This is a genomic window from Halalkalibaculum sp. DA3122 (assembly GCF_043951865.1).
Classification (GTDB): Bacteria; Bacteroidota; Rhodothermia; order Balneolales; family Balneolaceae; genus JAMQKA01.
This window is the reverse complement of sequence record NZ_JBINJF010000001.1, coordinates 257,050-279,831: the sequence shown is the minus strand read 5'-3', so window position 1 is coordinate 279,831 and position 22,782 is coordinate 257,050. Positions and strand designations below refer to the sequence as shown.

General features: G+C 51.6%; 23 protein-coding genes and 1 riboswitch. Of the genes, 18 read left to right on the top strand and 5 right to left on the bottom strand.

Annotated features, from left to right (window positions below):
* Positions 1 to 120: 120 nt before the first annotated feature.
* Complete coding sequence (gene nadC / locus ACG2F4_RS01145) at positions 121 to 951, bottom strand: carboxylating nicotinate-nucleotide diphosphorylase (RefSeq protein ID WP_395257440.1); 831 nt, start codon at positions 949 to 951, stop codon at positions 121 to 123.
* Positions 952 to 1,064: 113 nt separating this feature from the next.
* On the opposite strand from nadC, the gene ACG2F4_RS01140 reads away from it, so the two are divergent.
* From ACG2F4_RS01140 to hemW, 11 genes are all read left to right on the top strand, one after another.
* Positions 1,065 to 2,210 carry an IscS subfamily cysteine desulfurase gene (locus tag ACG2F4_RS01140; protein ID WP_395257438.1) on the top strand — a complete coding sequence of 382 codons (1,146 nt, stop codon included), beginning with the start codon at positions 1,065 to 1,067 and terminating at the stop codon, positions 2,208 to 2,210.
* Between the two features lie 25 nt (positions 2,211 to 2,235).
* The gene (locus tag ACG2F4_RS01135) at positions 2,236 to 2,817 is read left to right on the top strand and encodes a DsbA family protein (RefSeq protein ID WP_395257436.1); all 582 of its coding nucleotides are present in this window, start codon (positions 2,236 to 2,238) and stop codon (positions 2,815 to 2,817) included.
* A gap of 206 nt (positions 2,818 to 3,023) precedes the next feature.
* Positions 3,024 to 3,127: riboswitch (TPP riboswitch) on the top strand.
* Between the two features lie 52 nt (positions 3,128 to 3,179).
* Positions 3,180 to 4,016 (top strand): bifunctional hydroxymethylpyrimidine kinase/phosphomethylpyrimidine kinase, encoded by an 837-nt coding sequence (thiD, locus tag ACG2F4_RS01130; protein ID WP_395257434.1) that lies wholly within the window; start codon positions 3,180 to 3,182, stop codon positions 4,014 to 4,016.
* 56 nt (positions 4,017 to 4,072) lie between these two features.
* Entirely contained in the window at positions 4,073 to 4,747 is a 675-nt protein-coding gene (gene tenA / locus ACG2F4_RS01125; RefSeq protein WP_395257432.1) for a thiaminase II, read from the top strand.
* An 86-nt stretch (positions 4,748 to 4,833) separates the two neighbouring features.
* On the top strand, positions 4,834 to 5,937 hold the full coding sequence (gene thiO, locus ACG2F4_RS01120) for a glycine oxidase ThiO (RefSeq protein ID WP_395257430.1): 1,104 nt from the start codon (positions 4,834 to 4,836) through the stop codon (positions 5,935 to 5,937).
* Positions 5,938 to 5,971: 34 nt separating this feature from the next.
* Positions 5,972 to 6,181 carry a sulfur carrier protein ThiS gene (gene thiS / locus ACG2F4_RS01115; RefSeq protein WP_395257428.1) on the top strand — a complete coding sequence of 70 codons (210 nt, stop codon included), beginning with the start codon at positions 5,972 to 5,974 and terminating at the stop codon, positions 6,179 to 6,181.
* 164 nt (positions 6,182 to 6,345) lie between these two features.
* A complete protein-coding gene (locus ACG2F4_RS01110; protein WP_395257426.1) occupies positions 6,346 to 7,134 on the top strand; it encodes a thiazole synthase in 789 nt (262 codons plus the stop codon).
* Positions 7,127 to 7,753 carry a thiamine phosphate synthase gene (gene thiE, locus ACG2F4_RS01105; protein ID WP_395257424.1) on the top strand — a complete coding sequence of 209 codons (627 nt, stop codon included), beginning with the start codon at positions 7,127 to 7,129 and terminating at the stop codon, positions 7,751 to 7,753. Before ACG2F4_RS01110 ends, thiE (ACG2F4_RS01105) begins: the two co-directional genes overlap by 8 nt.
* Complete coding sequence (gene thiE, locus ACG2F4_RS01100; RefSeq protein WP_395257422.1) at positions 7,750 to 8,370, top strand: thiamine phosphate synthase; 621 nt, start codon at positions 7,750 to 7,752, stop codon at positions 8,368 to 8,370. Before thiE (ACG2F4_RS01105) ends, thiE (ACG2F4_RS01100) begins: the two co-directional genes overlap by 4 nt.
* A gap of 249 nt (positions 8,371 to 8,619) precedes the next feature.
* Positions 8,620 to 9,168, top strand: coding sequence for a gamma carbonic anhydrase family protein (locus tag ACG2F4_RS01095; protein ID WP_395257420.1), 549 nt, complete (start codon positions 8,620 to 8,622; stop codon positions 9,166 to 9,168).
* 62 nt (positions 9,169 to 9,230) lie between these two features.
* Positions 9,231 to 10,370 carry a radical SAM family heme chaperone HemW gene (gene hemW, locus ACG2F4_RS01090; RefSeq protein ID WP_395257418.1) on the top strand — a complete coding sequence of 380 codons (1,140 nt, stop codon included), beginning with the start codon at positions 9,231 to 9,233 and terminating at the stop codon, positions 10,368 to 10,370.
* Between the two features lie 88 nt (positions 10,371 to 10,458).
* Here hemW and ACG2F4_RS01085 read toward each other — a convergent pair whose 3' ends face one another.
* Positions 10,459 to 12,282 carry an MXAN_6640 family putative metalloprotease gene (locus tag ACG2F4_RS01085; RefSeq protein ID WP_395257416.1) on the bottom strand — a complete coding sequence of 608 codons (1,824 nt, stop codon included), beginning with the start codon at positions 12,280 to 12,282 and terminating at the stop codon, positions 10,459 to 10,461.
* A gap of 129 nt (positions 12,283 to 12,411) precedes the next feature.
* Here ACG2F4_RS01085 and ACG2F4_RS01080 point away from each other — a divergent pair, with 129 nt between their 5' ends.
* Positions 12,412 to 13,389, top strand: coding sequence for a rhodanese-related sulfurtransferase (locus tag ACG2F4_RS01080; protein ID WP_395257414.1), 978 nt, complete (start codon positions 12,412 to 12,414; stop codon positions 13,387 to 13,389).
* 178 nt (positions 13,390 to 13,567) lie between these two features.
* Here the strand turns inward: ACG2F4_RS01080 and ACG2F4_RS01075 are convergent, their stop codons facing one another.
* The gene (locus ACG2F4_RS01075) at positions 13,568 to 14,377 is read right to left on the bottom strand and encodes an alpha/beta fold hydrolase (RefSeq protein ID WP_395257412.1); all 810 of its coding nucleotides are present in this window, start codon (positions 14,375 to 14,377) and stop codon (positions 13,568 to 13,570) included.
* A 390-nt stretch (positions 14,378 to 14,767) separates the two neighbouring features.
* Here ACG2F4_RS01075 and ACG2F4_RS01070 point away from each other — a divergent pair, with 390 nt between their 5' ends.
* The 4 genes from ACG2F4_RS01070 (at position 14,768) to ACG2F4_RS01055 (ending at position 17,770) form a co-directional block, all read left to right on the top strand.
* On the top strand, positions 14,768 to 15,292 hold the full coding sequence (locus ACG2F4_RS01070) for a ComEA family DNA-binding protein (RefSeq protein WP_395257410.1): 525 nt from the start codon (positions 14,768 to 14,770) through the stop codon (positions 15,290 to 15,292).
* Between the two features lie 189 nt (positions 15,293 to 15,481).
* Complete coding sequence (locus ACG2F4_RS01065) at positions 15,482 to 17,035, top strand: response regulator (RefSeq protein WP_395257408.1); 1,554 nt, start codon at positions 15,482 to 15,484, stop codon at positions 17,033 to 17,035.
* Between the two features lie 4 nt (positions 17,036 to 17,039).
* A complete protein-coding gene (tsaE, locus tag ACG2F4_RS01060; protein WP_395257406.1) occupies positions 17,040 to 17,468 on the top strand; it encodes a tRNA (adenosine(37)-N6)-threonylcarbamoyltransferase complex ATPase subunit type 1 TsaE in 429 nt (142 codons plus the stop codon).
* A gap of 20 nt (positions 17,469 to 17,488) precedes the next feature.
* Positions 17,489 to 17,770, top strand: coding sequence for a hypothetical protein (locus ACG2F4_RS01055; RefSeq protein ID WP_310688321.1), 282 nt, complete (start codon positions 17,489 to 17,491; stop codon positions 17,768 to 17,770).
* A 170-nt stretch (positions 17,771 to 17,940) separates the two neighbouring features.
* Here ACG2F4_RS01055 and ACG2F4_RS01050 read toward each other — a convergent pair whose 3' ends face one another.
* Together ACG2F4_RS01050 and ACG2F4_RS01045 are read right to left on the bottom strand one after the other, a co-directional pair.
* A complete protein-coding gene (locus ACG2F4_RS01050; RefSeq protein WP_395257404.1) occupies positions 17,941 to 19,332 on the bottom strand; it encodes a sodium:solute symporter in 1,392 nt (463 codons plus the stop codon).
* Between the two features lie 101 nt (positions 19,333 to 19,433).
* Entirely contained in the window at positions 19,434 to 20,069 is a 636-nt protein-coding gene (locus ACG2F4_RS01045; RefSeq protein WP_395257402.1) for a thiamine diphosphokinase, read from the bottom strand.
* 116 nt (positions 20,070 to 20,185) lie between these two features.
* Here ACG2F4_RS01045 and ACG2F4_RS01040 point away from each other — a divergent pair, with 116 nt between their 5' ends.
* Together ACG2F4_RS01040 and ACG2F4_RS01035 are read left to right on the top strand one after the other, a co-directional pair.
* A complete protein-coding gene (locus ACG2F4_RS01040; RefSeq protein ID WP_395257400.1) occupies positions 20,186 to 21,220 on the top strand; it encodes a bifunctional oligoribonuclease/PAP phosphatase NrnA in 1,035 nt (344 codons plus the stop codon).
* Positions 21,221 to 21,236: 16 nt separating this feature from the next.
* A complete protein-coding gene (locus ACG2F4_RS01035) occupies positions 21,237 to 22,517 on the top strand; it encodes a S1C family serine protease (RefSeq protein WP_395257398.1) in 1,281 nt (426 codons plus the stop codon).
* Positions 22,518 to 22,782: the final 265 nt, after the last annotated feature.

The following is a 22,782-nucleotide window of genomic DNA, read 5'->3' as shown; positions in this document are numbered from 1 at the left end:
TGTTTGTATGGGCTGTATTGTCGTCATCCCGGGCGTTGAAACAAATTCAATGATCTTATCTCTGTAAAAAGTCATTTTCTCACACAACTCTCTATGTCCGGGATATGCAATGTAAGATAACTAATCATTCAAATTAAAGCTGATATCCAGTGCGGTTACCGAATGGGTCAGTGACCCCATCGAAATATAATCGACGCCGGTGTCACGATAGTCTCCGATGGTATCGATGGTGATACCGCCCGAGATTTCCGTGATAATGTGATCCGGCACCAGTTCAACAAGCTGTTTCACTTCCGGGGGCGCCTGGTTGTCAAACATAATGATATCAGCGCCCGATTCAACACTCTCCAACACCTGATCCCGCGTTTCCGTTTCCACCTCGATTCGCACCATCAGCCCCAGTTCATTGCGCAACTGACTGACTGCCCTACTTATACCGCCGGCGGCCTTGATATGGTTGTCCTTGAGCATCACGCCGTCGTCGAGGCGATAGCGGTGATTGTATCCGCCGCCGCAGCGTACCGCATATTTTTGCAGCATCCGGAGGCCGGGCAGGGTCTTCCGTGTATCGCACACGCGGGTGTGGGAGCTGTGCAATGCCTCTACCGCCCGTTTGGTGCCCGTGGCGATACCGCTCATGTGCTGCAGCAGATTCAGGATCACCCGTTCGCCACTCAGCAAGGGCGCTGTTGGGCCTTCCGCTTCCGCAATATCCTCTCCCTGCTCTATGCGGTCGCCGTCCTGCCGGTACAGGTCTACTTCAATACGCTCATCCAGCAGGCGGTAGGTTTCCGTGATTATGTCAAGTCCGGCCAGTACTCCATCCGCTTTCGCCGTAAAAAATCCCGTTGAAATGTGATCCGGTGCAAAAAAGCTACTGGTCAAATCACCCATTCCCAGGTCCTCTTCCAGGGCTTCTGCTATGATATCCCGAAGTTTAAGCTTTTCCACAAATGGTAAGAAGTATTATCAGTAAGTCAGCGGACTTACCTGTTTCTTTCTGAGGTTAAATCCATATATTTAAGTTCTAATAATAAGCATTTTCAACGAGTTAACTAAGTCGGATGATTTATTTGGATTATGCCGCCACCACCCCGATGAGCGACCGTGCCATTGAGGTGTACCGGGAGGTAGCAAAAAAACATTTCGGCAATTCGAGCAGCCTGCACGATTTCGGCTCCACGGCCCAGCAGATTCTGGACCAGGCGCGGCAGACGATCGGGGATATGGTCAACGCCGAATCCCGCGGTATTTACTTTACGGGAGGAGGCAGCGATTCCAATGAGCTGGCGATTCAATCTCTTGTAAAGGGAAACACAGACGGGAGCGGACACCTGCTGACCACCCGGGGAGAGCACTCTTCCGTGCGCAACGTATTTGCGCTCCTGGAAGAACAGGGCTATGATGTGGAATATATACCGGTGGATCAAAAAGGACGGGTGAAGCTCTCTGCCCTGGAAAGTATGCTCCGCAAAGACACGATCCTGGTGTCAGTGCATCACGGCAACTCCGAGATCGGGACAATACAGGACCTGCGGTCGATCGGCAAGCTGCTGGATCAACGCGACATCCTGTTTCACAGCGACTGCGTGCAGACCTTTGGCAAGATCCCGGTGGATGTGAAAGCCTGCCATCTGGACAGTATCTCCATTTCTGCACACAAGATATACGGCCCCAAAGGTGTGGGAGCCGCGTACGTCAGGCCTGCTTTGAGCTGGAAGCCGGTGATCCCGGGAACAACGCAGGAAAAAGGCTTTGCTTCGGGAACAGTGAACGTGCCGGGCGTTGGAGCTTTTATGGCTGCTGCCCGTGATATAGCCAGGCAGCGGGAAGATGAGCTGGAACGGGAACGAACCCTGCGCAACCAGTTCCTGGATCTGCTGATGGAAAGTGAATTCGATGTTACCCTGGAGGGCGACCCTGAAAACAGCCTTCCCAATATTATTGGGCTGCGTATTCACGGCATGGAGGGGCAGTACGCCATGATCGAGTGCAACCGCTACGGACTGGCAATTTCGACCGGCAGCGCCTGTTCGGTGGGCTCGGAAAAACCGGCGGCCAGCATGGTGGCCCTGGGGCGTGATGAGCAGGAGGCACGAGAGTTCATCCGTATTTCGTTAGGCAAGCAGACAACGGAAGAGGAGATCTCAGAAGCATTTAATATCCTGGAAAAGGTATTGACCAGGCATTTTAGTATGATTAAGCTTTAACGAATCTTAAACCAGATAACGATTTATGAAACGTTTACTACAAATCCTCTCGTTTTCGACTTTTATTTTCTTGTTAACCGCGGCGGGATCCTTTGCCCAGGAGTCCGACAGTGAAGCCGATATCGTACTGACCGAGTACAGCGACTACCAATGCCCGGCCTGCGCCTATTACCATCCGGTTGTTGAAAAACTAAAAGAGGAGTTCGGGGATAAACTGAAGGTGGAATACCGTTACTTTCCGCTGAACAGCCATCAGTTTGCGGCGCTGGCCGCCCGTGCAGCCGAGGCAGCCGGGAACCAGGGGCAGTTCAAGGCGATGCATGATATGCTGTTCGAGAACCAGGACAACTGGTCGAGTTCTGGGAATCCACAGTCGATTTTTATTGGATATGCAAAGGAACTGGGACTGGATGTCCAGCAGTTTCAAAGTGACCTGAATGCTGCAGAAACGCAAAAAACAGTGATGGAACAGAAGCAGGAAGGAGTCAATATGGGGGTGAACTCAACGCCCACATTTTTTATCAACGGCATCAAGGTACAGCAGCTTCCACGTTCCTACGATCAGTTTAAATCTCTCCTGGAAAGCCAGATGTCGGAGGATGCGTAATCTGTAACGAGTAATAAGTGAGGAGTAACGCTGCTTCTACTGCGCATCACGGGTTACTCTTTACTCGTTACCCGTCACGCATCAATAAGTTAAATGCAGACAGTTAATCCGGAAATTAATGCTTTTGAATAAGGCACGGCCCTTCTTTACCGTTTGCATAGCGTAGTGTTTTTCGGTAATATCCTCTTGTTCACTTAGTGACCGCTGTTTGTCGTTAGGAGTGCTTTTTCGCGCAGGCGAAAGGGCTGAGATAAGATCCTCAACACTTGACCTGGTTAGTACCAGCGGAGGGAAACGACACCTCAACTTCAGCCCATCTTCTGCCGGTAAACAGCACTAAATAAAATCACTGCTGTTTATCCATGGAAAAAACACCAGCCAAGACGTATGCCCGGGCACTGACCATCGCGACATCTGACAGCGGGGGCGGTGCGGGAATTCAGGCCGATCTTAAAGCCTTTGCTGCGATGGGGTGTTACGGCATGTCGGTACTGGCCGCCCTGACCGCCCAGAATACCACTGACGTCACCGGTATCCACGCCTTGCCGCCCGACTTTGTGGCCCTGCAGATCGATACTGTTATCAGTGATCTGGGCGTAGATGCTGTAAAAATAGGCATGCTGTTCAACACTCCTGTCATGGAAACAGTTGCGGATCGCCTGGAAACTCATGCTGTTGACAACATAGTGCTTGATCCCGTCATGGTGGCCAAGAGCGGGGCCAGGCTTATTGAAGATGATGCAATTGAAACGTTAAAAGAGCGCCTGTTCCCGCTGAGTACGAATATTACGCCCAACCTGCCGGAGGCAGAGACCCTGCTGGATATCCAAATTGAAGACCGCTCACAGATGGAATCGGCTGCCCGGAAATTGCTGGAGCTTGGGCCCCGCTCCGTACTGCTGAAAGGCGGGCACTTCAGCGACGAGAAAAGCATCGATTGTTTGGTACTGAACGAGAAAGACACCAGCGGCCGGGAGGTGTACTGGTTCCAGGCAGAACGAGTTCATACGCCGAATACCCACGGCACCGGCTGTACCCTTTCGTCAGCCATTGCGGCGGGACTCGCAAAAGGGAAGCCGCTTCCTGAGGCTGTTCAGGACGCCAAAGAGTATATCTCCGGTGCCATAAGAGCAGGCAGCGAATACAGCATAGGCGAAGGTCACGGCCCGCTGCACCATTTTTATCAGTGGTGGCAGTAACGAAAATATAAACTACCTTCATAACTAACTGTTGAAAAGTAAATCCAGATCACAGAATGAAATTCACCGACGAGCTCTGGTCAACTATTGAACCGATGTACGACGCCATCCTTGAACTGCCGTTTATCCGGGAACTGACCGATGGGACACTACCCGAAGATATATTCCTGTTCTACCTGAAGCAGGATACCCTGTACCTGGCGGACTTTTCGAGGGCGCTCTCCCTGGCCGGCGTTCGCTGTGATTCCACAACCCAGATGTACGACTTTTTCAAGTTTGCCAGCGAGGCGGTGGTCGTAGAGCGGCAGCTGCACCAGAATTTTTACGAGCAGTACGGAACGGAGATGAACCCCAAAAAATCTCCCTCCTGCTTTTCATATACCAACTTTCTGCTTTCAACAGCAGCTACAAAAGATAATGTCGTAAATATAGCCGCCTTGCTCCCCTGCTTTTGGATATACCGGGAAGTGGGACTGGAGATCTACGAAAATGCAGCCGAAGAGAATCCCTACCAGGACTGGATCGATACCTACGCGGGAGAAGAGTTCAACAAGAGCGTGGATCGCGCTATTGAGATCACCGACGAGGTAGCGGAGCGTGAATCCAAAGAGCGACTGGAAGAGATGACCGAGGCGTTTGTCAAGTCCACCGAGCTGGAGTGGATGTTCTGGGAGAGCGCCTATCGCAGGGAGCAGTGGCCGTTGCTGGAGGTGTTGGAGGAGGCAGAATAGGCAGTATCAAGCCGAATTAGTGCGTTGAAAGTAAGGCACAACGCCCTGTAAACACCGAGACAGAATACAAATAAAGATTCCAAAATATGAAAATCGGCATTATCGGCGGCGGTATTATCGGACTCAGTATCGGCTGGCAGCTGCTCCGGCGGGGAGCCGAAGTCACGCTGTTTGAGAAGGGCACCGTCGGGCAGGAGGCCAGCCGGGCGGCAGCGGGGATGCTGGCTCCCTACGCAGAAGTGGGGTTCGAGGAGATCGAGCTGATGAAGCTGGGGCAGGAGAGTCTGCGCCTGTACCCGCGCTTTTTGGAGGAGCTGGCCGAAGATGTTGAAAATGTTCCTGAATTCGACCGGTGCGGAACCATGCTGGTGGGCGTCGACCGCGATGATACCGAGCACCTACAACGACTATACAATTTCAGGGAAGAGCTATCATTGACGGTTGAGATGATAACGGGAACAGAGGCCCGGGAGCGCGAACCACTGCTTTCGCCAAAGATCGTATCGGCCGTGTGGCTGCCGGATGACGCCCAGATCGACAACCGGGCGCTGGTCCGATGCCTCAGGAAAGCGTTTGAATCGCGGGGCGGTCTGCTGCTGGAAAAAAATGCGGTGCAGCAGATTGATCTTGCCGGGGGTACACTTAGAGGTCTTTCAACGGCATCCTCAAATTTTAAGTTTGATAAAGTGATTTTGGCCGCTGGTTGTTGGTCCGGGAAAATTGCCGGTATTCCAGATAAGATCAACCCGCCGATTCGTCCCGTGAAAGGACAGATCATAACGCTTCAACAAACAGATGACTGTGACCTGAAGGGGATCGTGCGATCGCCGCGATTCTACCTGGTTCCCAAAGAGGACGGTACGATCCGGCTGGGAGCCACCAGCGAGGAGAAGGGGTTTGACCAAACACCTACGGCGGGGGGGCAGAAGGAGCTCCTGGAAGAGGCTTGGGAGGCGGTGCCTTCCATCTACGACCTGCCGCTGGTGGAGACCATCGCCGGACTCCGACCCGCCAGCCGCGATCATGCGCCCATTATCGGCCAGACTGAGATGGAAGGGCTTTATTACGCCACGGGGCACTACCGCCACGGAATCCTGTTGACGCCTGTAACTGTTTATTCAATAGCGGATGAAATTCTGGATGGGACGGTCGCTGAGGTTCTTGAACCGTTTCGTCCCGGTCGTTTTTAGAAAAGAAACCCGAAAATCAAGGATCTATAAAATTATGAAACTGACTGTAAATGGAGACACTGTTAATACACAAGCCAACACAGTGAAAAAGCTGTTGGCCGAGTTTGATGTCGAAGACGATGGAGACAGCAAGGGAACGGCCGTTGCCCTGAATGATTCCGTCGTTCCCAAATCCCAGTGGGACCGTCAGCAACTGCATGAAGAGGATCGTATCGAAATTATCCGTGCCACACAGGGAGGATGAGTTGGAATGAAGAATCGCTGATCCAGCACCTGTCCCGGTTTAAGGTTGTGATTTGAACCAGTAAGAGAAAACGGTATCTGTGTTAAAAAAGCTTGCGCTTCAAAATAGCATAGACGGTTTTGCAAAGCCCTCGAATAGAGTATCCTAATTTGACTTAAAAAATTATGAGTAAACTGAAGATAGCAGACAAGGAATTTGATTCCCGGCTTATCGTGGGGAGCGCGCGATTCCCTGATCCCGAGACCATGCGCCGGGCACTGAACGCAAGCGGCACCGAGATTGTGACTGTTGCCCTGCGCCGGGCAAACCTGGAGCGTGACGGAGGGGAGGATATCCTCAGCTATCTCGACGGGGACAACTATTTTATCCTGCCGAATACCGCGGGATGCTATACCGCCAAAGAAGCGGTACTGACCGCGCAACTGGGTCGCGAAGCCCTCGATACCAACTGGGTGAAGCTCGAGGTGATCGGTGATGACGAGACGCTGTTCCCTGATGTTGCCGAGTTGTTGAAGGCGGCTGAACAGCTTATTATGGAAGATTTCGTCGTGCTGCCCTATGCCAATGACGACCCGATTACCTGCAAGAAGCTGGCCGAGATGGGGTGTGCCGCCGTCATGCCGCTGGGAGCCCCCATCGGTTCCGGTATGGGCATCCGCAACCCGTATAACCTGCAGATTATTCGCGAACAAGTGGATGTGCCGGTGATTGTGGACGCCGGGGTGGGTACGGCCTCTGACGCCGCCATCGCGATGGAGTTGGGGATGGATGCGGTACTGATGAATTCGGCCATATCGCAGGCCAGGCACCCGGTGAAGATGGCACAGGCGATGAAACTGGCTATCGAGGCAGGTCGGTTGGCATTTGAATCGGGACGCATGCCGCGCCGGTTGTACGCCAACGCTTCCAGCCCGATGGAGGGCCGAATTGAGGTCTCGGGCACGGATGAGTAGAACATCCTTCCGATACTACCTGATTACCGATCGAAAAAAATGTGCGCCGCGTCCGCTTGCCGAAGTGGTGGAAAAGGCATGCCGTAACGGGATTAAGGCCGTGCAACTCAGGGAGAAAGATCTTTCAGGCAGAGCGCTGTTTGAACATGCCGAAAAGCTGCGGGAGATAACTTCAAGATGGGATGCACAATTATTTGTAAACGACCGCGCAGACATCGCCCTGGCCGTGGGGGCTGATGGCGTTCACTGCCGGGAAACCAGCATCTCTCCTGCAGATATTAAGGAGCTCGATTCATCACTGATCATCGGCACCAGCGTGCATTCCGTCGAATCGGCTGTCCGGGCAGAGAGCTGCGGCGCCGATTTCCTGCTGTTTGGTCCGGTGTTTTATACCGCATCAAAAGCGAAATATGGAGCACCGCAGGGTCTTGACAAGCTGCGTCACGTGAGTCAAATCGTTTCGATTCCGGTGTACGCCGTCGGGGGACTCACAACAGGACGTGCTCCGGGATGTTTAAAGGCAGGAGCATATGGTGTTGCCGGAATTTCATCGATTATGGGGGCGAAGGATGTTTCTGCAAAAGTTCAGGAATGGGAACAATTACTATCAACGTTATGAGCAAAGGCTTAAAAGGCATTTATTTAATTACGGATACAATTATTCAACACCGTTTCTCCCATGTGGAACTAGCCATGATGACCGTGGAAGCGGGCGTGCAGATGATCCAGTACCGCAACAAGCAGATGACGGCGCGGGAATCGATCGCTGAGATCAGGGAAATCGCCGAGATAACATCAGGTACTGAAACAACGTTTATCGTGAATGACCGGGCGGATCTGGCCCTGGCAGGCGGGGCCGACGGCGTGCACCTGGGACAGGACGATCTCCCCATTCCCGCTGCGCGGAAGGTGCTTGGAAAGGAGAAGATTATTGGCGGTACATCATCAACAGTTGAAGAAGCGCTGCAGGTGGAACAGGCCGGGGCTGATTACGTGGCGCTGGGTCATATATTCGAAACTACCACTAAACAAAAACACTACCCGCCACGCGGATTGGAAACGCTGCGCGAGGTGGCAGAGGCGGTTTCGATTCCGCTAGTGGCTATCGGAGGCATCACGCTGGAGAACGCCCGGGATGTATTTGAGGCCGGAGCGGATATCATAGCTTTATCCTCTGCCATTTGCGCGGCAGACGATCCGGGTGAGGCAGCCCGCAAGTTTGTAGAAACCGTGTAGCCTGAAACGCTGCTTCGAGAGTATTATAGAGAAGCAGTATGTAGAGCAACAAAAAGGTGTTAAAAAAGGACACGAGCGGGACGCTCGCGCCAGTAGTGTACTGCGTATTCCGTATTGCAATAACAGATATGAATTGAGGAACACTTCCAAATACGCAGTACGCAATACGAAATAGGTAACTTTTATGCTTATCTTCGCAACGTACAGGACAAACAGTTGCCAATAACCAATTCTTATTAACGAAAAACGATGATTTACGAATTTATCAACCGATCACCGCAATTTGACGACACTGTTTTCGTGGCTCCCAGCGCTGATATTATCGGGGATGTCACTATCGGCAGCCAGAGCAGCGTGTGGTTTAACGTGACGATCCGGGGCGATGTGAACTGGATCCAGATCGGGAAGCGAAGCAATGTACAGGACAACGCCTGCATCCATGTGATGAATCAAACGGGTCCCACAAAGATTGGCGATGAAGTGACAATTGGTCACAGCGCCATGATTCACGGATGCACCATCCACGACCGCGTGCTGATCGGCATAAACACCACGGTGCTGGATGAGGCCGTCATCGAGAGCAATGTCATCGTGGCAGCGGGCAGCCTGGTCCCCCCGGGCAAAACGCTGGAGTCAGGCTATCTCTACATGGGATCGCCGGTGCAGAAGAAGCGGAAGCTGAGCGATGAGGAGATCGCATCCATAAAGAAACACTCTGAAAACTATATCAAGTACTCCCGCGCGTACCAGCAGAAAGATACCTACGATGAAAACCCGTTCTATAGTCCAAAAAATTGAAAGTTGCAGGTTGCAGGTTATAGGTTTGAGAAACCTGTAACATTCAACCTCTAACGAATGCAATGTCTGGAATTTACCTCCATATCCCGTTTTGCAGGCAGGCGTGCTCGTACTGCGATTTCTATTTCGTAACCCGTACGGGCTACCGTGATCAGTTCGTGAAGAGGCTGATCGAGGAGGTCGAATCATACCAGGATACAAAATACACCGAAGAGCCGGTGCGTTCGATCTATTTCGGGGGCGGAACGCCATCGCTGTTAAACGCTGGAGCTCTTGATCGCATCATGAGAGCCCTCCGCAAGACCTTCTTGCTGGAGACCGAAGAAATTACTCTGGAGATGAATCCCGATGATGTGAGCAGGGCTTACCTCGGCGATCTGCTGGATGTGGGAATCACGCGTTCGAGCATGGGCGTGCAGTCGTTCAAGCCGGAGCTTCTGGAGTTCATGAATCGAGCGCACAACCGGGAGGAAGCCCTGGCGTGCCTGGAACTGCTCAAATCTACCGGTTTCCACACCTTTACGGCGGATCTTATCTACGGCAACCCGGGGCAGAGCCTGCAGGGCCTGCAGGAGGACCTGGAAACGCTGATCAGTTTTGATCCCCCGCACGTATCGGCGTACTCACTGACGGTGGAGCCGAAGACAAAGCTTGGCAGGCAAGTGGAACTGGGGCGGATACAGCCGCCGGAGGATGAGGTGGTTTCGGATCATTATGACCTGGTGGTGGAGCGGTTGGCAGAGGCCGGAATACCGCAATACGAGGTGAGCAACTACAGCAAACCGGGTCACGAGGCGGTACACAACAGCAGCTACTGGCGGCACGAAAACTACCTGGGGCTGGGTCCGGCTGCGCACTCGTTCTGGTGGGACGAAGACGGGGCAGTGCGCTGGAGCAACAAGTCCGATTTGAAAGCGTATCTTGGTGAAGAAATGTCGGCGATGCGGCAACAGAAGGAGCAGCTTACAAAACTGCAGCTGGCTGAAGAGCGTCTGATGCTGGGGCTGAGAACAAGGGAGGGAATTTTAAAGAAGGAACTGGTTAATCGCTATAATTATTCACTTAATGAACGGCAGCAGGACTATATCGATCAAAAAGTGGATGAAGGCAAATTTATGGCCGGCAATGACAGACTCCGCCTTTCAGTCGAAGGTCGAAAAATTGCAGATTCGATTCTGCTGGACATCATTACGATGCACTGATGGATAATGTTGAAGGTTGCATGTTGCAGGTTTTAGACTGTCTATTCACAACTTTCAACCTGAAACCTTTATCCTGCAACATGAAATATTACTTAATAAGCGTCATTTTTTTGACAATAACCTGCTGATCGGTAACCAGCCGGTAAAAATAAACTCCTGAGGCGAGGTTTGACCCGTCAAACAGAACTTCATAAACGCCGGCCGGAAGTATTTCATCTCTGAGAGTAGACACTTTTTGACCCGCCACGTTATACACGCTCAACTGTACGTGCGATTGCTGAAGCAGACCGAATTCAATTTTTGTGGTTGGATTGAAGGGGTTTGGATAATTCTGAGTAACCTCAGTCCCTTCTGAAGCAAATGGAGCAAGTTCCAGGTTATATTCTCCAGATTCTGATTTTCCGGAGTTGGAAATGACAATTCCTGCTTGTGTAATGGCCTGCCAGTTCCAGGAAGTAGTAAGCTTAAACCCGTGGTACATATTTCCTTCCCGAATAATGGTGTCAACCGATCCATCATCGTAGAATCCGATAAGTCCTACCTGGACATTCTGGTTCTCATATTCCGCGATCATTTTCAAATAGCCCTGCAGTTCAGACTCTTTATCTATGGCTATATATTGTGCCCCCATCGATAATACGGCCGGCTCTTCTTGAACAATACCGTGGGCTGATAGACTCGAATTAATCAGCGGGCTGGGATAGTTCACACTTTCCTCAAATCCATAACCGGCCCGCGAATACTCCCTGCCGGAAGCATAGTGCCAGAGGTGAGATTCTGCAAAAGCTTGGTCGAAAGATATCCCGTAATCCTTTTGCAATGACTGGGTGATGGCCTCGATCATGGTCAGGTAATTGGGGTTTGGTTGCACCTGCTGTTGATGGAATCGCTGTTGAATTCGGTGCCAAACCGCTGGCCAAAATCCTTCCCCATAGCGCTCCCAGAAATAGATGAACCAGGTGACACCGTCATAAGCCTGGGGGATAGCGTGATCTCGTGATACAAACACGCTTTGTCCGCCGGTTCCGATGTAGTTGTAATAGTCATTCACATTGTCATAGACCACCTCTTCCATTAACGTGGCATCCATTTCGGACCAGTGATAACTATGTGGACTTTCGGGATCCTCAGGCTGCCATCCATACCATTCACTGTTGGCATACTGGATGGCATGCTTCAGTTCATGGGCAACGGTGACTTTCACCGCACCGATTTGATTACCTTCCGGATCAGAATTTTCGGGGAAGCCGTCAAAGTTGTTGTGGATAACAATATAAGTATCGGCATTCAGTCCCCGGTTATATCCGTAATCGGTATAGCCGTACGTTTCACCGATATTTTCGATGTAGATTGGATAAGGCGCTGAACCACCGGCTGTGGGATCTGCGTGGCCGAGGGTCTGAACCTGGTGCCGCCAGGATGAATCGGCCGCTGCCGCCACGTGGTCGACATAGTCCGGAATACCGTTAGCGGGCTGGGTATCGCCGGCGGGGGCGGCATTGTTGCCGCTCTGCTCATAATAGATCTCGAATTTTCCACTGGGTGACAGGTATGACTGCCGGGCCTGCGTCTGGGATTGCAGCATCGACTGTATTTCGTTGACTGTAGCTGCGGATAGCTGCTGTTTGACGGCTTCAAATGCCCGGATCGCCGGCAGCCCGCATTTGATCGGCCCGGGCTCCCCGCTTTGATATTCAGCGGGTAGCGCCTGCGGTTTTATTCCCGAATACAACTGGTACAGTATTTTCTGGTCAAGGTTGATCTCTCCATCCTGAAAGTCCGCGTCTATTTGTTGAAGTCCGGGATGCCCGTGATATTCGCGACCCGAAACCTGATCCTGTGCGAGGCCGGTTGAAATGAAAAGAAGCAAAATAACCGTCAGGAAAAGAGGAAATGTATAGGTAGAAGCCAAGCGAAACACGCAATATTACCGGTAGTTATGAGTTCATTTCTTCCAAAATTACCCTTAATTTTGGGTTTTGCAATAGTCAATAACGCGTTTTGAATCCACACATTTTACGAATCTAACATAAGCAGGAATATGTACGAGGTCATTCTTTATTACAAGTTCAGGGAGATTGCGAACCCGGAATCATTTTGCGAGCGGCATAAAGCGTTTTGCAAGGAGCTGGGTGTTAAAGGACGAATATATATTGGAGAAGAGGGTATCAACGGCACGCTGGGCGGCACCCCCGAACAGGTGCAGCAGTACAAGGAACACCTGACCTCCATTGAAGGCTTTGACGGCATCGACTTCAAGACCGATACGAGCGATTTTATCCCTTTTGCCAAGCTTAAGTGCAAGACGCGGGATGAGATCGTGGCCCTGCATGAAGAGGGAGTGGATCCCGCGGATGGCGGTAACTACCTGGAACCGCACGAATGGAAAGAGCTGATGGAGTCGGACGAAGACTATATAATGATTGACGTGCGAAATGACTATGAGAGCAGGATCGGTCATTTTGAGGGGGCCATCACGCCGGAAGTCGAAAATTTTTACGAGTTCCCGGATTGGCTGGAGCAGTTTGATGCGCCCAAGAACAAAAAAGTGCTGATGTACTGCACCGGTGGCATCCGCTGCGAAAAATTTTCGGTGCTCATGAAAGAGAAAGGCTGGCAGGATGTGAACCAGCTGCACGGCGGTATCCTGCGGTATGCCCACGAGGAGGGCGGCAAGCATTACAAGGGCAAGTGCTTTGTGTTTGATGATCGACTGGTGGTGCCGGTCAACAAAGACAACCTCGAGCCGATCGCCCGCTGTGAAATTACCGGCAAGCCCGCCGACAGTTACATCAACTGCGCCAACATGGAGTGCAACAAGCTGTTTGTCTGCTCGGAGGAGGGCGCGCGCATGATGGAGGGCTGCTGCAGCGAGGAGTGTCGCCAAAGTGAATATAAACGGCCGTTTGATCCGGAAAACGCCTTCCGCCCGTTCCGAAAGTGGTACAACTATTTTGACGATAATTTTAAAGAGCGGGAGCTGGCAAGTGAGAGGTCAGACGTCAGACGTGAGGCGTGAGACGTGAGATGAGTAAAGTCATTTTTTGGTGGTAACTTTAGAGGCCTTTGCAGAACCTGGTGCCCTGTGTGGTTGTGCTACCGATCTTATATAGCTCATAAGTACAACTCCCTGCGAACGGTGATTCGAATGTCTTGCTAAGGCCTCTTATGACGAATGGGGGAGCGCCTTGCTTGTGTCACCTTTTTGAGCTGGACTTACCCTTTAAAAAAGCCCGTGTTATTGAGGCAAAATGCTTTGGGCGATCCAAAAAAGCGTAGTGCCCAGCATGTTCAATGGTGACCAAAGCAGCGTTTTCAATGCCTTTTTCCATGCGTTCGCCCTGGTAGAGCGGCGTGGCTTCGTCGTCACGGCCCCAGAGGAGCAGCACTTCGTGCGGAATTTCGGGCAGGCAGGATTCCAGGTGCTCTGTGACAGATTTGACAAAGGTCTCCCGCATTACACCTGAAAGCTTCTGGTAGTCGGAGGAACCCAGCCATTTCCACAGTGCGGTTCCACGTAATGCTTGTAACGCCTTTTCCCTGGCCTGGCCGGACAGCAGCAGGAGGGGGGCTTTAAGCGTTTTTGCAAGATACTTTTTGAAGTGGAATTTGACACTTCGTTTGGGTTTCATGCCCGCACCGCCGGTGATCAGCACTTTGTCGACCGCTCGTTTTCCCCATTCGCGGGCACAGAGTTTCAGGGCAATTCTCCCACCGAAGGAGTGAACCAGCAGGTCGACGGGATTCAGATCGAGGGATTTCGCAAATGATTGAACCATATCGGCGTAGTCATCGATCGCCCAGGGGTGAGGGGGAGCCGGGGAATGGCCAAAACCAGGCAGGTCCAGGACGTAGCAGGTGCGGATGTCGGAGAGCATTTCGGCAAGCGGCAGCAGTACCTGTCCACTGGTACCCCATCCGTGCAGCATTACCAGTGGTTTGCCCCGCCCCATTTTTCTGTAGGCGATATCCAGGTGGTTATAGGAGAAAGCGTATTGTGTGCTCATGCTTTTATCTGTTGCCAATCACTCGGTATTGCACTAATTACTTCTTTACTGATTCATCAACAATTATACTAGTGTCGTGTCAAGCCCTGGATTCGGCATTACTGGCATAACGCGGATATCAGCGATCAGGCTGATCTGCACGAAGACCATATGAAGGTGCTGTTTGAACAACTACTTTGTGGTTAATCCGCAGCATCAGCCTCACCTGCGTTTCAGTATTCGGTAAGCCCAATGATGATGGTTCACTGGACACCAGGGTCGGGCTCTCGTTGTCCCTTCGCTGCAGCCAAACATCTCACTAATCTGGTTGTAAAACAAGATTTTTTGTAAGGATCGGCCTTTGGGACGGTCCATAAAAACAAATGGCAAAAACGAAGAGAGGAGAGACCGATGAACAGGAACATATTCTTTTTGTTGGAAAAACTGAGGATAACGCGGCAGGAGCGGGTTACTCTGTCCGTGCTGATAATGGTATTGCTCGTCATTTCGCTGGTAAATGTTTTTTTGGAACCACAACCTGCGGCTGAAGCCGGGGATTATGCCGAGATCAAGCGGGAATTTGATCGTAAAACGAAATTGATCGCCCGACAGGAAGCGGAGTTGATGCGCCGGTACAATCCGGGACCGGTGGAAGTGAGACCGGCCGTAACCTCTGCAGATACGATTCCTGTCCCGGAAGATACCACGACTAGCGAACCCGGAAAGGGGGCTGGCAACGATACGACCCGGATCAATATCAATACCGCGAGCGTACAAAAACTGCAGGAGCTGCCGGGGGTGGGACCGGTATACGCCCGGCGAATCGTCGCCTACCGCGACAGCAGCGGGAAATTTCAAACCATCCGCGAACTTGTGAAGATCAAGGGGATCGGGGAAAAACGATTGGAAAACATGGAATCGATGATTGAACTGTAACGTTTTTAAAATAAAAACAAGCAAGTAAACGCGTGGCTCACGACTCAACACCCATTGCGAAACACCCTTTCAACAAATCCTCAATTTCTCCGTCTTCCCGTCACACTTCACCCAAAAACACGTTATATTCGAAAGGTTAAATAAACGTGGGTGTGGTGCTGCATCCGAAAGCTTAAAAAAAGATGTTCGATGTCGAATCGTATTCTCTGGGCTGATGACGAGATCGATCAGCTGAAACCCCATATCATTTTTCTTGAAAACAAAGGCTTTGAAATTGTTCCGGTTACGAACGGGAGCGACGCCGTCACATTAATCAAGGAGCGAATCTTTGATATCGTCTTCCTGGATGAACAGATGCCCGGCATGGACGGGCTGGCCACGCTGGATAAAATAAAACGGTCGCAACCTTCGCTGCCGGTGGTCATGATCACGAAGAGCGAGGAAGAGTCGATTATGGAAGACGCCATCGGCGGCAAGATATCGGATTACCTGATCAAGCCGGTCAATCCCAACCAGATTCTGCTTACCGTAAAGCGGATTCTGGAACGCAAGCGGATTCGCAATGAAAAATTTGCACAGTCCTATCTCCGCAATTTCAATAAAATTTCGGCGCGTATCCGCGAGGATACCGGCTGGGAGGAGTGGATAAATATCTACCAGCAGTTAACGCGGTGGGAAATCGACCTGGAAGGCAGCGAGGAATCGCTCCGCCAGGTCCTGACCGACCAGTACCAGGAGGCCAACCGGGAATTTGGGAAATATATCCAGCAGGCATACCGTCCCTGGCTGGAGCAGCAGACACCGCAACGCCCGGCGCTTTCGGTGGATATCCTGCCCGAGTACGTGCTCCCCCATGTGGAAAACGATCAAACGACGCTCTTTTTTGTGATCGACTGCATGCGCTACGACCAGTGGCTCGTGTTTGAAAGTTTGCTGACCGACTTTTACAGCATCGATACCGACTTTTACTACTCCATTCTGCCCACCGCCACGCCCTACTCGCGCAACGCAATTTTTTCAGGTCTGTTCCCGCTGGAGATCGAGGAGATCTACCCGGAACTGTGGGAGCAGGGCGATAATGAAAGTTCGCTCAACCAGTTCGAGCATGAACTGCTGGAGCGCCAGCTCGGGCGGCAAAGCATGAACCTGAATTTTAAGTATGAAAAAATTCTGAATGCGGAAGAGGGCCAGAAAATCGCCGACCGCATTCATAACTACACGCAGTCGCCGCTGAGTACATTTGTCTATAATTTTGTGGATACGCTGGTCCATTCGCGGTCAGACTCGGAGGTCCTCAAGGAGATCGCCCCCGACGTACCCGCCTTCCGGTCCCTGACGCGCACCTGGTTTCAGCACTCCTCGCTTCTGCGTATCCTGAAAGAGCTTTCGGAAGAAGAGGTGGTCATTGTCATTACCAGCGATCACGGGGCGGTACGGGCCCTGCGGGATACCAAGGTGTTCGGGGATAAAGATACCTCCACCAACCTGCGATACAAATACGGGCGGAATCTCAAAGCCGAGGAGAGTGCCGCGATCTTTATCGATGATCCCAACTCCTACAAGCTACCGACTCCCAAACTGGTCAATAATTATATTATCGCCAAGGAGGATTATTATTTTGTTTACCCCACCAACTATCACCGGTACCAGAATCGCTATCGCGATACTTTTCTGCATGGCGGAGCGAGCATGGAAGAGATGATTTTGCCTATCGCAACCCTGAGGCCACGGTCAACGCTGTAATCCGATGGAAACAGAAGTGGTAACAACTTCGGAAGAAGAGACCCGCGAACTGGCCGGGCGGTATGCAAAACAGCTGGCGGCCGGGGATGTTGTCTGTCTCCAGGGGCCCCTGGGAGCGGGGAAAACCCAGTTTGTAAAGGGAATGGCGGGTTTTTTTGGGGTGGACCCCCGGGAAGTGCTCTCTCCCACTTATACCCTGATCCACGAATATGACGGAACCCTTCCTATTTTTCATTTCGACTGTTATCGCATGGAAAACCCGGAGGAAGCGCTTGAAATTGGTGCCGAAGAATATTTTTATAGAGAGGGCGTTTCGGTAATTGAGTGGCCTGAAAAAATACGTCCACTCATCCCCGCACATTCCCGATGGATAAATATTGAGCCCCTGGGCCCCCGGGAAAGAAAATTTATATTTGGCAACGAAAAAAAATAATTGGCTATATTTAGGCTCTTATGGGAGCAAATCAACGATTATCATATCGACTCGATCGTCTACCAGTGATTCTTCCGTTTCACCGGAGAGCCAAAAACAATATTCAGCTGGGTGATCTGGTATATTATGGACCCTGCCCGGAATTTTACGGTATCGGAGAGGTGGTTCGCTGTATGGACGGGCTGGCCGTGGTTGACTTTCGCGGAACGGGGCTGCTCAACATCCAGAAAGACGCGCTCTCCATGAAATACCTGATTCCAATCCACAAGTTGAATCTCGGGCACATCCTCAAGAGCACATAGTATTCAAATCCCATCTTCTGATTTATTCCAGGCTGAGATTATTTTTTAAAAAATTTGCCAAGCCGCTGTTTTTTTCTGTACCTGTTTGGCGGCATATTCGAAATCCCGGATTATGATGGATAACCCGCGGTTTTGAATGCGGTTACTTGAATGTCGGCTTTATCCTATTACTATCTTATCCTGCCAACGAGCCAAAACAGGAAGCTGGTCAGCAGCCCGGGATAAAAGGGTTCAATTCCCCAGAACGTATAGGAATAGGGTTCCTGGTTATAGATGGTGCCCATTGCCAGCCAGAAAAGAGACACGAGAATACTGGTGATCATGGTTGGCAGCACTATCCGGCGGTTAAGCTTGAACAGCGGCAGGTAAACCCCGAGCACGGGGATCAGCAGGCCCGGAATCATGACAGATCCGATCACGTACCACAAGTCGATGACGCTCGGGTAGAGTATAATCAACAAAATGCCGAGTATGGCCGCTATCAACACGCTGAGGCGCGTAAGCCGGTTATTGGGCGTTTCGGGGAAATAGTTGGCCAGGAAATCACGCCCCAGGGTTTGCCCGGAGAGAAACAGGTAACTGTCCATGGTAGACATGATGGAGGCCAGCAGGGCCAGAAAAAAGAGTCCCTTGATACCCAGTGGTAGAATCTCGTTGGCCAGGTAGGGATACACCATTATCGGTTCTCCCAGGTGCGCTCCCAGTATGGCCCAGCCGTACATGCCGCTGAACATCGTCAGGAAATCGAAAAGGGACCACAGCAGGATCGATACGAAAATTCCCTTTTTGGCGGTTTCCGGCGACTCGGCTGCGGCGGCCCGCTGGTGGAAACTGGGATCTACAAACGTCCACAGCGCGATAAAAAACCAGACCAAAATGTATTGGAGATCGTGCCCCCCGGTGATATCGCGGTGGGTGTCAGGGACCTTCCTCCAGAGTTCGCCGATAAAGCCAAACTCCTGAAAGGCGAACAGGAGAAGCAGGATAAAACCGCCAAACATGAGTACAACCTGGAGGATATCGGTCCGTACGACGGCCTTGAATCCGCCAAAACTGACATAAGCTACCGAGAACAGTGCAATGACGGCCGCATACCATAAAAAGTTGCCGCTGCCGCCGGTCATGTACTGGAAGAGCAGTCCGAGCATCAGGATGTAGGGGGCGGGACTGACAAGCACAAAAATGGGTACGGCGGAAAATCGACCGGCCGTTGCTCCATATGTGTGGCCTATCGCCTCGGGAATGGACAGCGCCCTGTTGAGACGTATTTTCCCAGCCAGGAATACAGCAAAAAGGGCGGAAAACACATAAAAGGGAAATCCGAACAGAAGCCATTGGGAAATACCGTACTGGTAGCTGTATTCTCCCACGCCCAGGATACCGCCATACCAGGTGGAAACGAGCGTGGCCACAAAAGCCGGCAGCGTCATTTTTCGGCCGGAAAGCAGAAATCCCTCCTCGTCCTGCTTGTCCCAGTCTTTCTGCCAGCTCAGGTAAATGAGCAGGCCAAAGTAGGAAAACAGCAGCAGCCAGTCCAGCGCGGTAAATTGGAGTTCCGTCAAGGGTACCTAGTTGGTTAGGGATTGTGCCGGTCCAAAGATATTCCTTTGGGGATCATGCTTCAACGCACCGAGGAAGAAATTTTTTGGTGGAGAAATCCGGGTTAGAACTCCTCCATTGTTTCGTCGCCGGCAATAAATATCAACAGGTCACCCGTCTGGTATTCAATTGTAACAGGAGAGGAGACCACCCTGTTGGAAGATCCGTCGCGCACGCCGTTTTCCAGAAAGTCGTTCTGCAGCGGGTATTTTAAGCCCTTTGTGCGTATGCCCTCCACGCGACCGGACAACGGAAACAGCGACACGGTGGTGCCAGGAGCAAGTTCAGTGGAGAAGGAGCGGGGCAGCAGAAAGACCTGCCCGAAGTGATCTTCAAAGACGAGAGACTCGAACCGGCTGTCATATCGCTTGAGAACCGAAAGGTTTTTGAGGGTCTGGTCAATTCGCTGGCCGGTAACACCCAGCACGGTAACGTGTGATATCCCTCGTTCGGCGGCCAGATCCAGTGCTTTTTCCAGATCGTTGGTATTTTGGTCCGGATCTTTAATCACCTCGAAATCATCATCCGGGCTGGGGGTAAAACTGTCGAGATCGCCTACCACCAGGTCGGGAGCGAACCCGAGCTTTCGCGCAGTGTTGCCGCCTCCGTCAGCAGCAATAAAAAGCGACGATTCCCGCAGATAGCTTTCCAGCAGCGACGGTTTTGGAGGAAGTCCGTTGCAAAGTACAAGTCCCTTCATAGAGGTGTTTTTTTAGCGTTGTTGTAAAATAAACGAGTTTAAGCACAGTTCTCGTCGTAAAATACAGGAGACAAGTGAATATTTAAGGGGTAAAAATAATTGCTTTCTTCAAGGCAATGCCTTTTTTTAATAAGCTTATTTTTCTTCCATTTACGACTATTTGCAGCATGTTTAAAAAACTGATACAGAGGTTACAAGAGTATCAAACGGTGGGGGTCTTTTCCCATATACGTCCTGATGGAGATTGTATTGGATCGCAAATCGCAATGTGTCTCTGGCTGGAAAAAAATGGTATCAAGGCGTATGCATTTAATGACGACCCCGTGCCGATGAATCTGGAATGGCTTACCGAATTCTATAAGATTCAGAAACCGGAAGAAAAGGAGCTGAAAGAGTGCGAGGCCTTTGTATTGGTTGACGGGAACTCTCCCCCCCGGTTTGGAACCTATTCGGATTATATCCAGGATGATCCCAAGCCCACCTTTATGATCGATCATCACCCGGATCCCAAAGACGGCTTCGATATGAGCATCTCTGTGGAGGAGGCCTCTTCTACTTGTGAGCTGATATTTCACGTTTTCTTGCAGCAAGATATCAATCAGCTGGATGAGCAGGCGGCAAAGGCGTTGTATACGGGCATCCTTACTGATACCGGCTCGCTCCAATATGACAGCGTGACCCCGGAGACGCTGAATATCAGTTCAGAACTGCTGAGACTGGGAGGCTTTCGCCCCAATGAGGTAGCTGAAAAGGTGTTTTCGCACAAGACGATCAACCAGTTGCGCCTGCTGGGAATGGCCATTGGAACTATTGAGCTGTACGAGGACAATCAAATTGCGATTATGTGCGTTACCGAAGAGATGCTGGAGCAGACCAATACCACCAACGACGACACCGAAGGCTTCGTGGCCTATCCGCTGAGCGTGGCCGGTATCAAGGCAGCGGTGCTGTTCAAGGCGCTGGGCGACGGGGTGAAGATGAGCCTGCGCTCAAAAAGCAATGAAGTGGATGTCAACAAGTGGGCGCGCGAAATTGGTGGTGGAGGGCACAAAAAAGCCTCGGGGGCGTGGCACCCCGGTCCCCTGGAGAAAACCATCAAAGAGGTGGTGGAGATCGGCTCCAAGCAGCTTGTACATATTGACAAGTCCTAAAACAAGTGGTAGAGACATGGTACGAACCCTGTTCATTACACCTGCTGTATACCTGTTGATATTTTCTTTTATAGCATGTCAGCCTCAAAAAGGCCAGGAGCCTGCCCCGGGTGCACAGAAGGAAACGGTACAGTCAGTTCAGGATAGCAGTCCCCAAAAAATGCAGACGATTGCTGCGGGAACGACGGCTGTTCCGACCGGGACCGGGGGAAGTCGGCCTGCCGGTTCGAACACACTGACACCCCAACAGGTGGATTCCACAGTTTATGCATCGCGCCATAATGCCATTACGCGAACGGTGCGTGAGGTGAGCCCGGCCGTAGTAAGTATTACGGTAACCGAAGTGGTGCAGGGCGGGCGCCGGCTGGCGTTTGACGAGTTCTACGGTTTTTTCCTGGCCCCGCAGGAGCGGGAATTCAACAGCATGGGCTCCGGTTTTATCATCAGTAAAGACGGGCTTGTGGTGACCAACGAGCATGTGGCCGGCCAAAATGCCAAGAAAATAGTGGTGTCGCTGCCCGATGGCTCCCAGCACGAGGCCAAGCTGCTGGGCTCCGATGAGCTGGCGGACCTGGCCCTGCTGAAAATACAGTCTGACCGCGAATTTCCGCATATGAATTTCGGGGACTCCGACCAGGTGATGGTGGGGGAATGGAGTATAGCTATTGGCAATCCATTCGGCCTTTTTGAGGCGGCCCAGCCTTCGGTAACGGTGGGTGTGGTCAGTGCCACGCGGCGCGATTTTCGGCCAGATCCGAACGAACCACGCGTCTATATGGATATGATTCAAACGGATGCCGCCATCAACCGCGGAAATTCCGGGGGACCGCTCGTGAACAGCCAGGGTGAAGTAATCGGGGTGAACACCTTCATCTATACCGGGGGAACCAGTGGCGGGAATGTGGGACTCGGATTTGCGATTCCCAGCAACCGTGTGGAAAAAATTATTGACCAGTTGTCGCGATCCGGGGAGGTGAAACTCAGCTACAATCCCGGTTTTGAGACGACGCCCATGACCTATCGCATTGCAGCCCAGTACAACCTGCCCGCCATTATGGGGCTGCTGGTGACCAGCGTAAACAAGGATGGCCCGGCCTACGAAGCGGGAATAATGCCGGGAGATATCATCCTGAAAATTGGCGACAACCGGGTGCACAGCCAGATGCACGCCCAGGCCCTGATGCGTGAATTTGAGGAGGGAGACACCATGAAGCTGGAGCTGATGCGCAAGAACAAACGCTACGAAGCCGAGATGAAGCTGCGGCAAAAAGTAGATAGCACGCAGAGCAACAGGTAGCTGTCTGAGGGTTAAATTACTTTGTTTATGATTTTACTATCTTGCCGGGCAACGATCCGGGATGACGACCAACCTCACCGGGAAATGCAGAAGTTGCTTATACTATTGCCAGTAAACCCGGGTCTTACAATATTGCACCACCTGAACCCGAGGTTACCATTACAGGCCCAGATCAAGTATTGTTAGGAATTGTTTTTACATTTTGGCAGGCTGATGTGAATGATAAGCCTACTCCATTTAGTGATGCTCGGGAAGTGGCCACGCT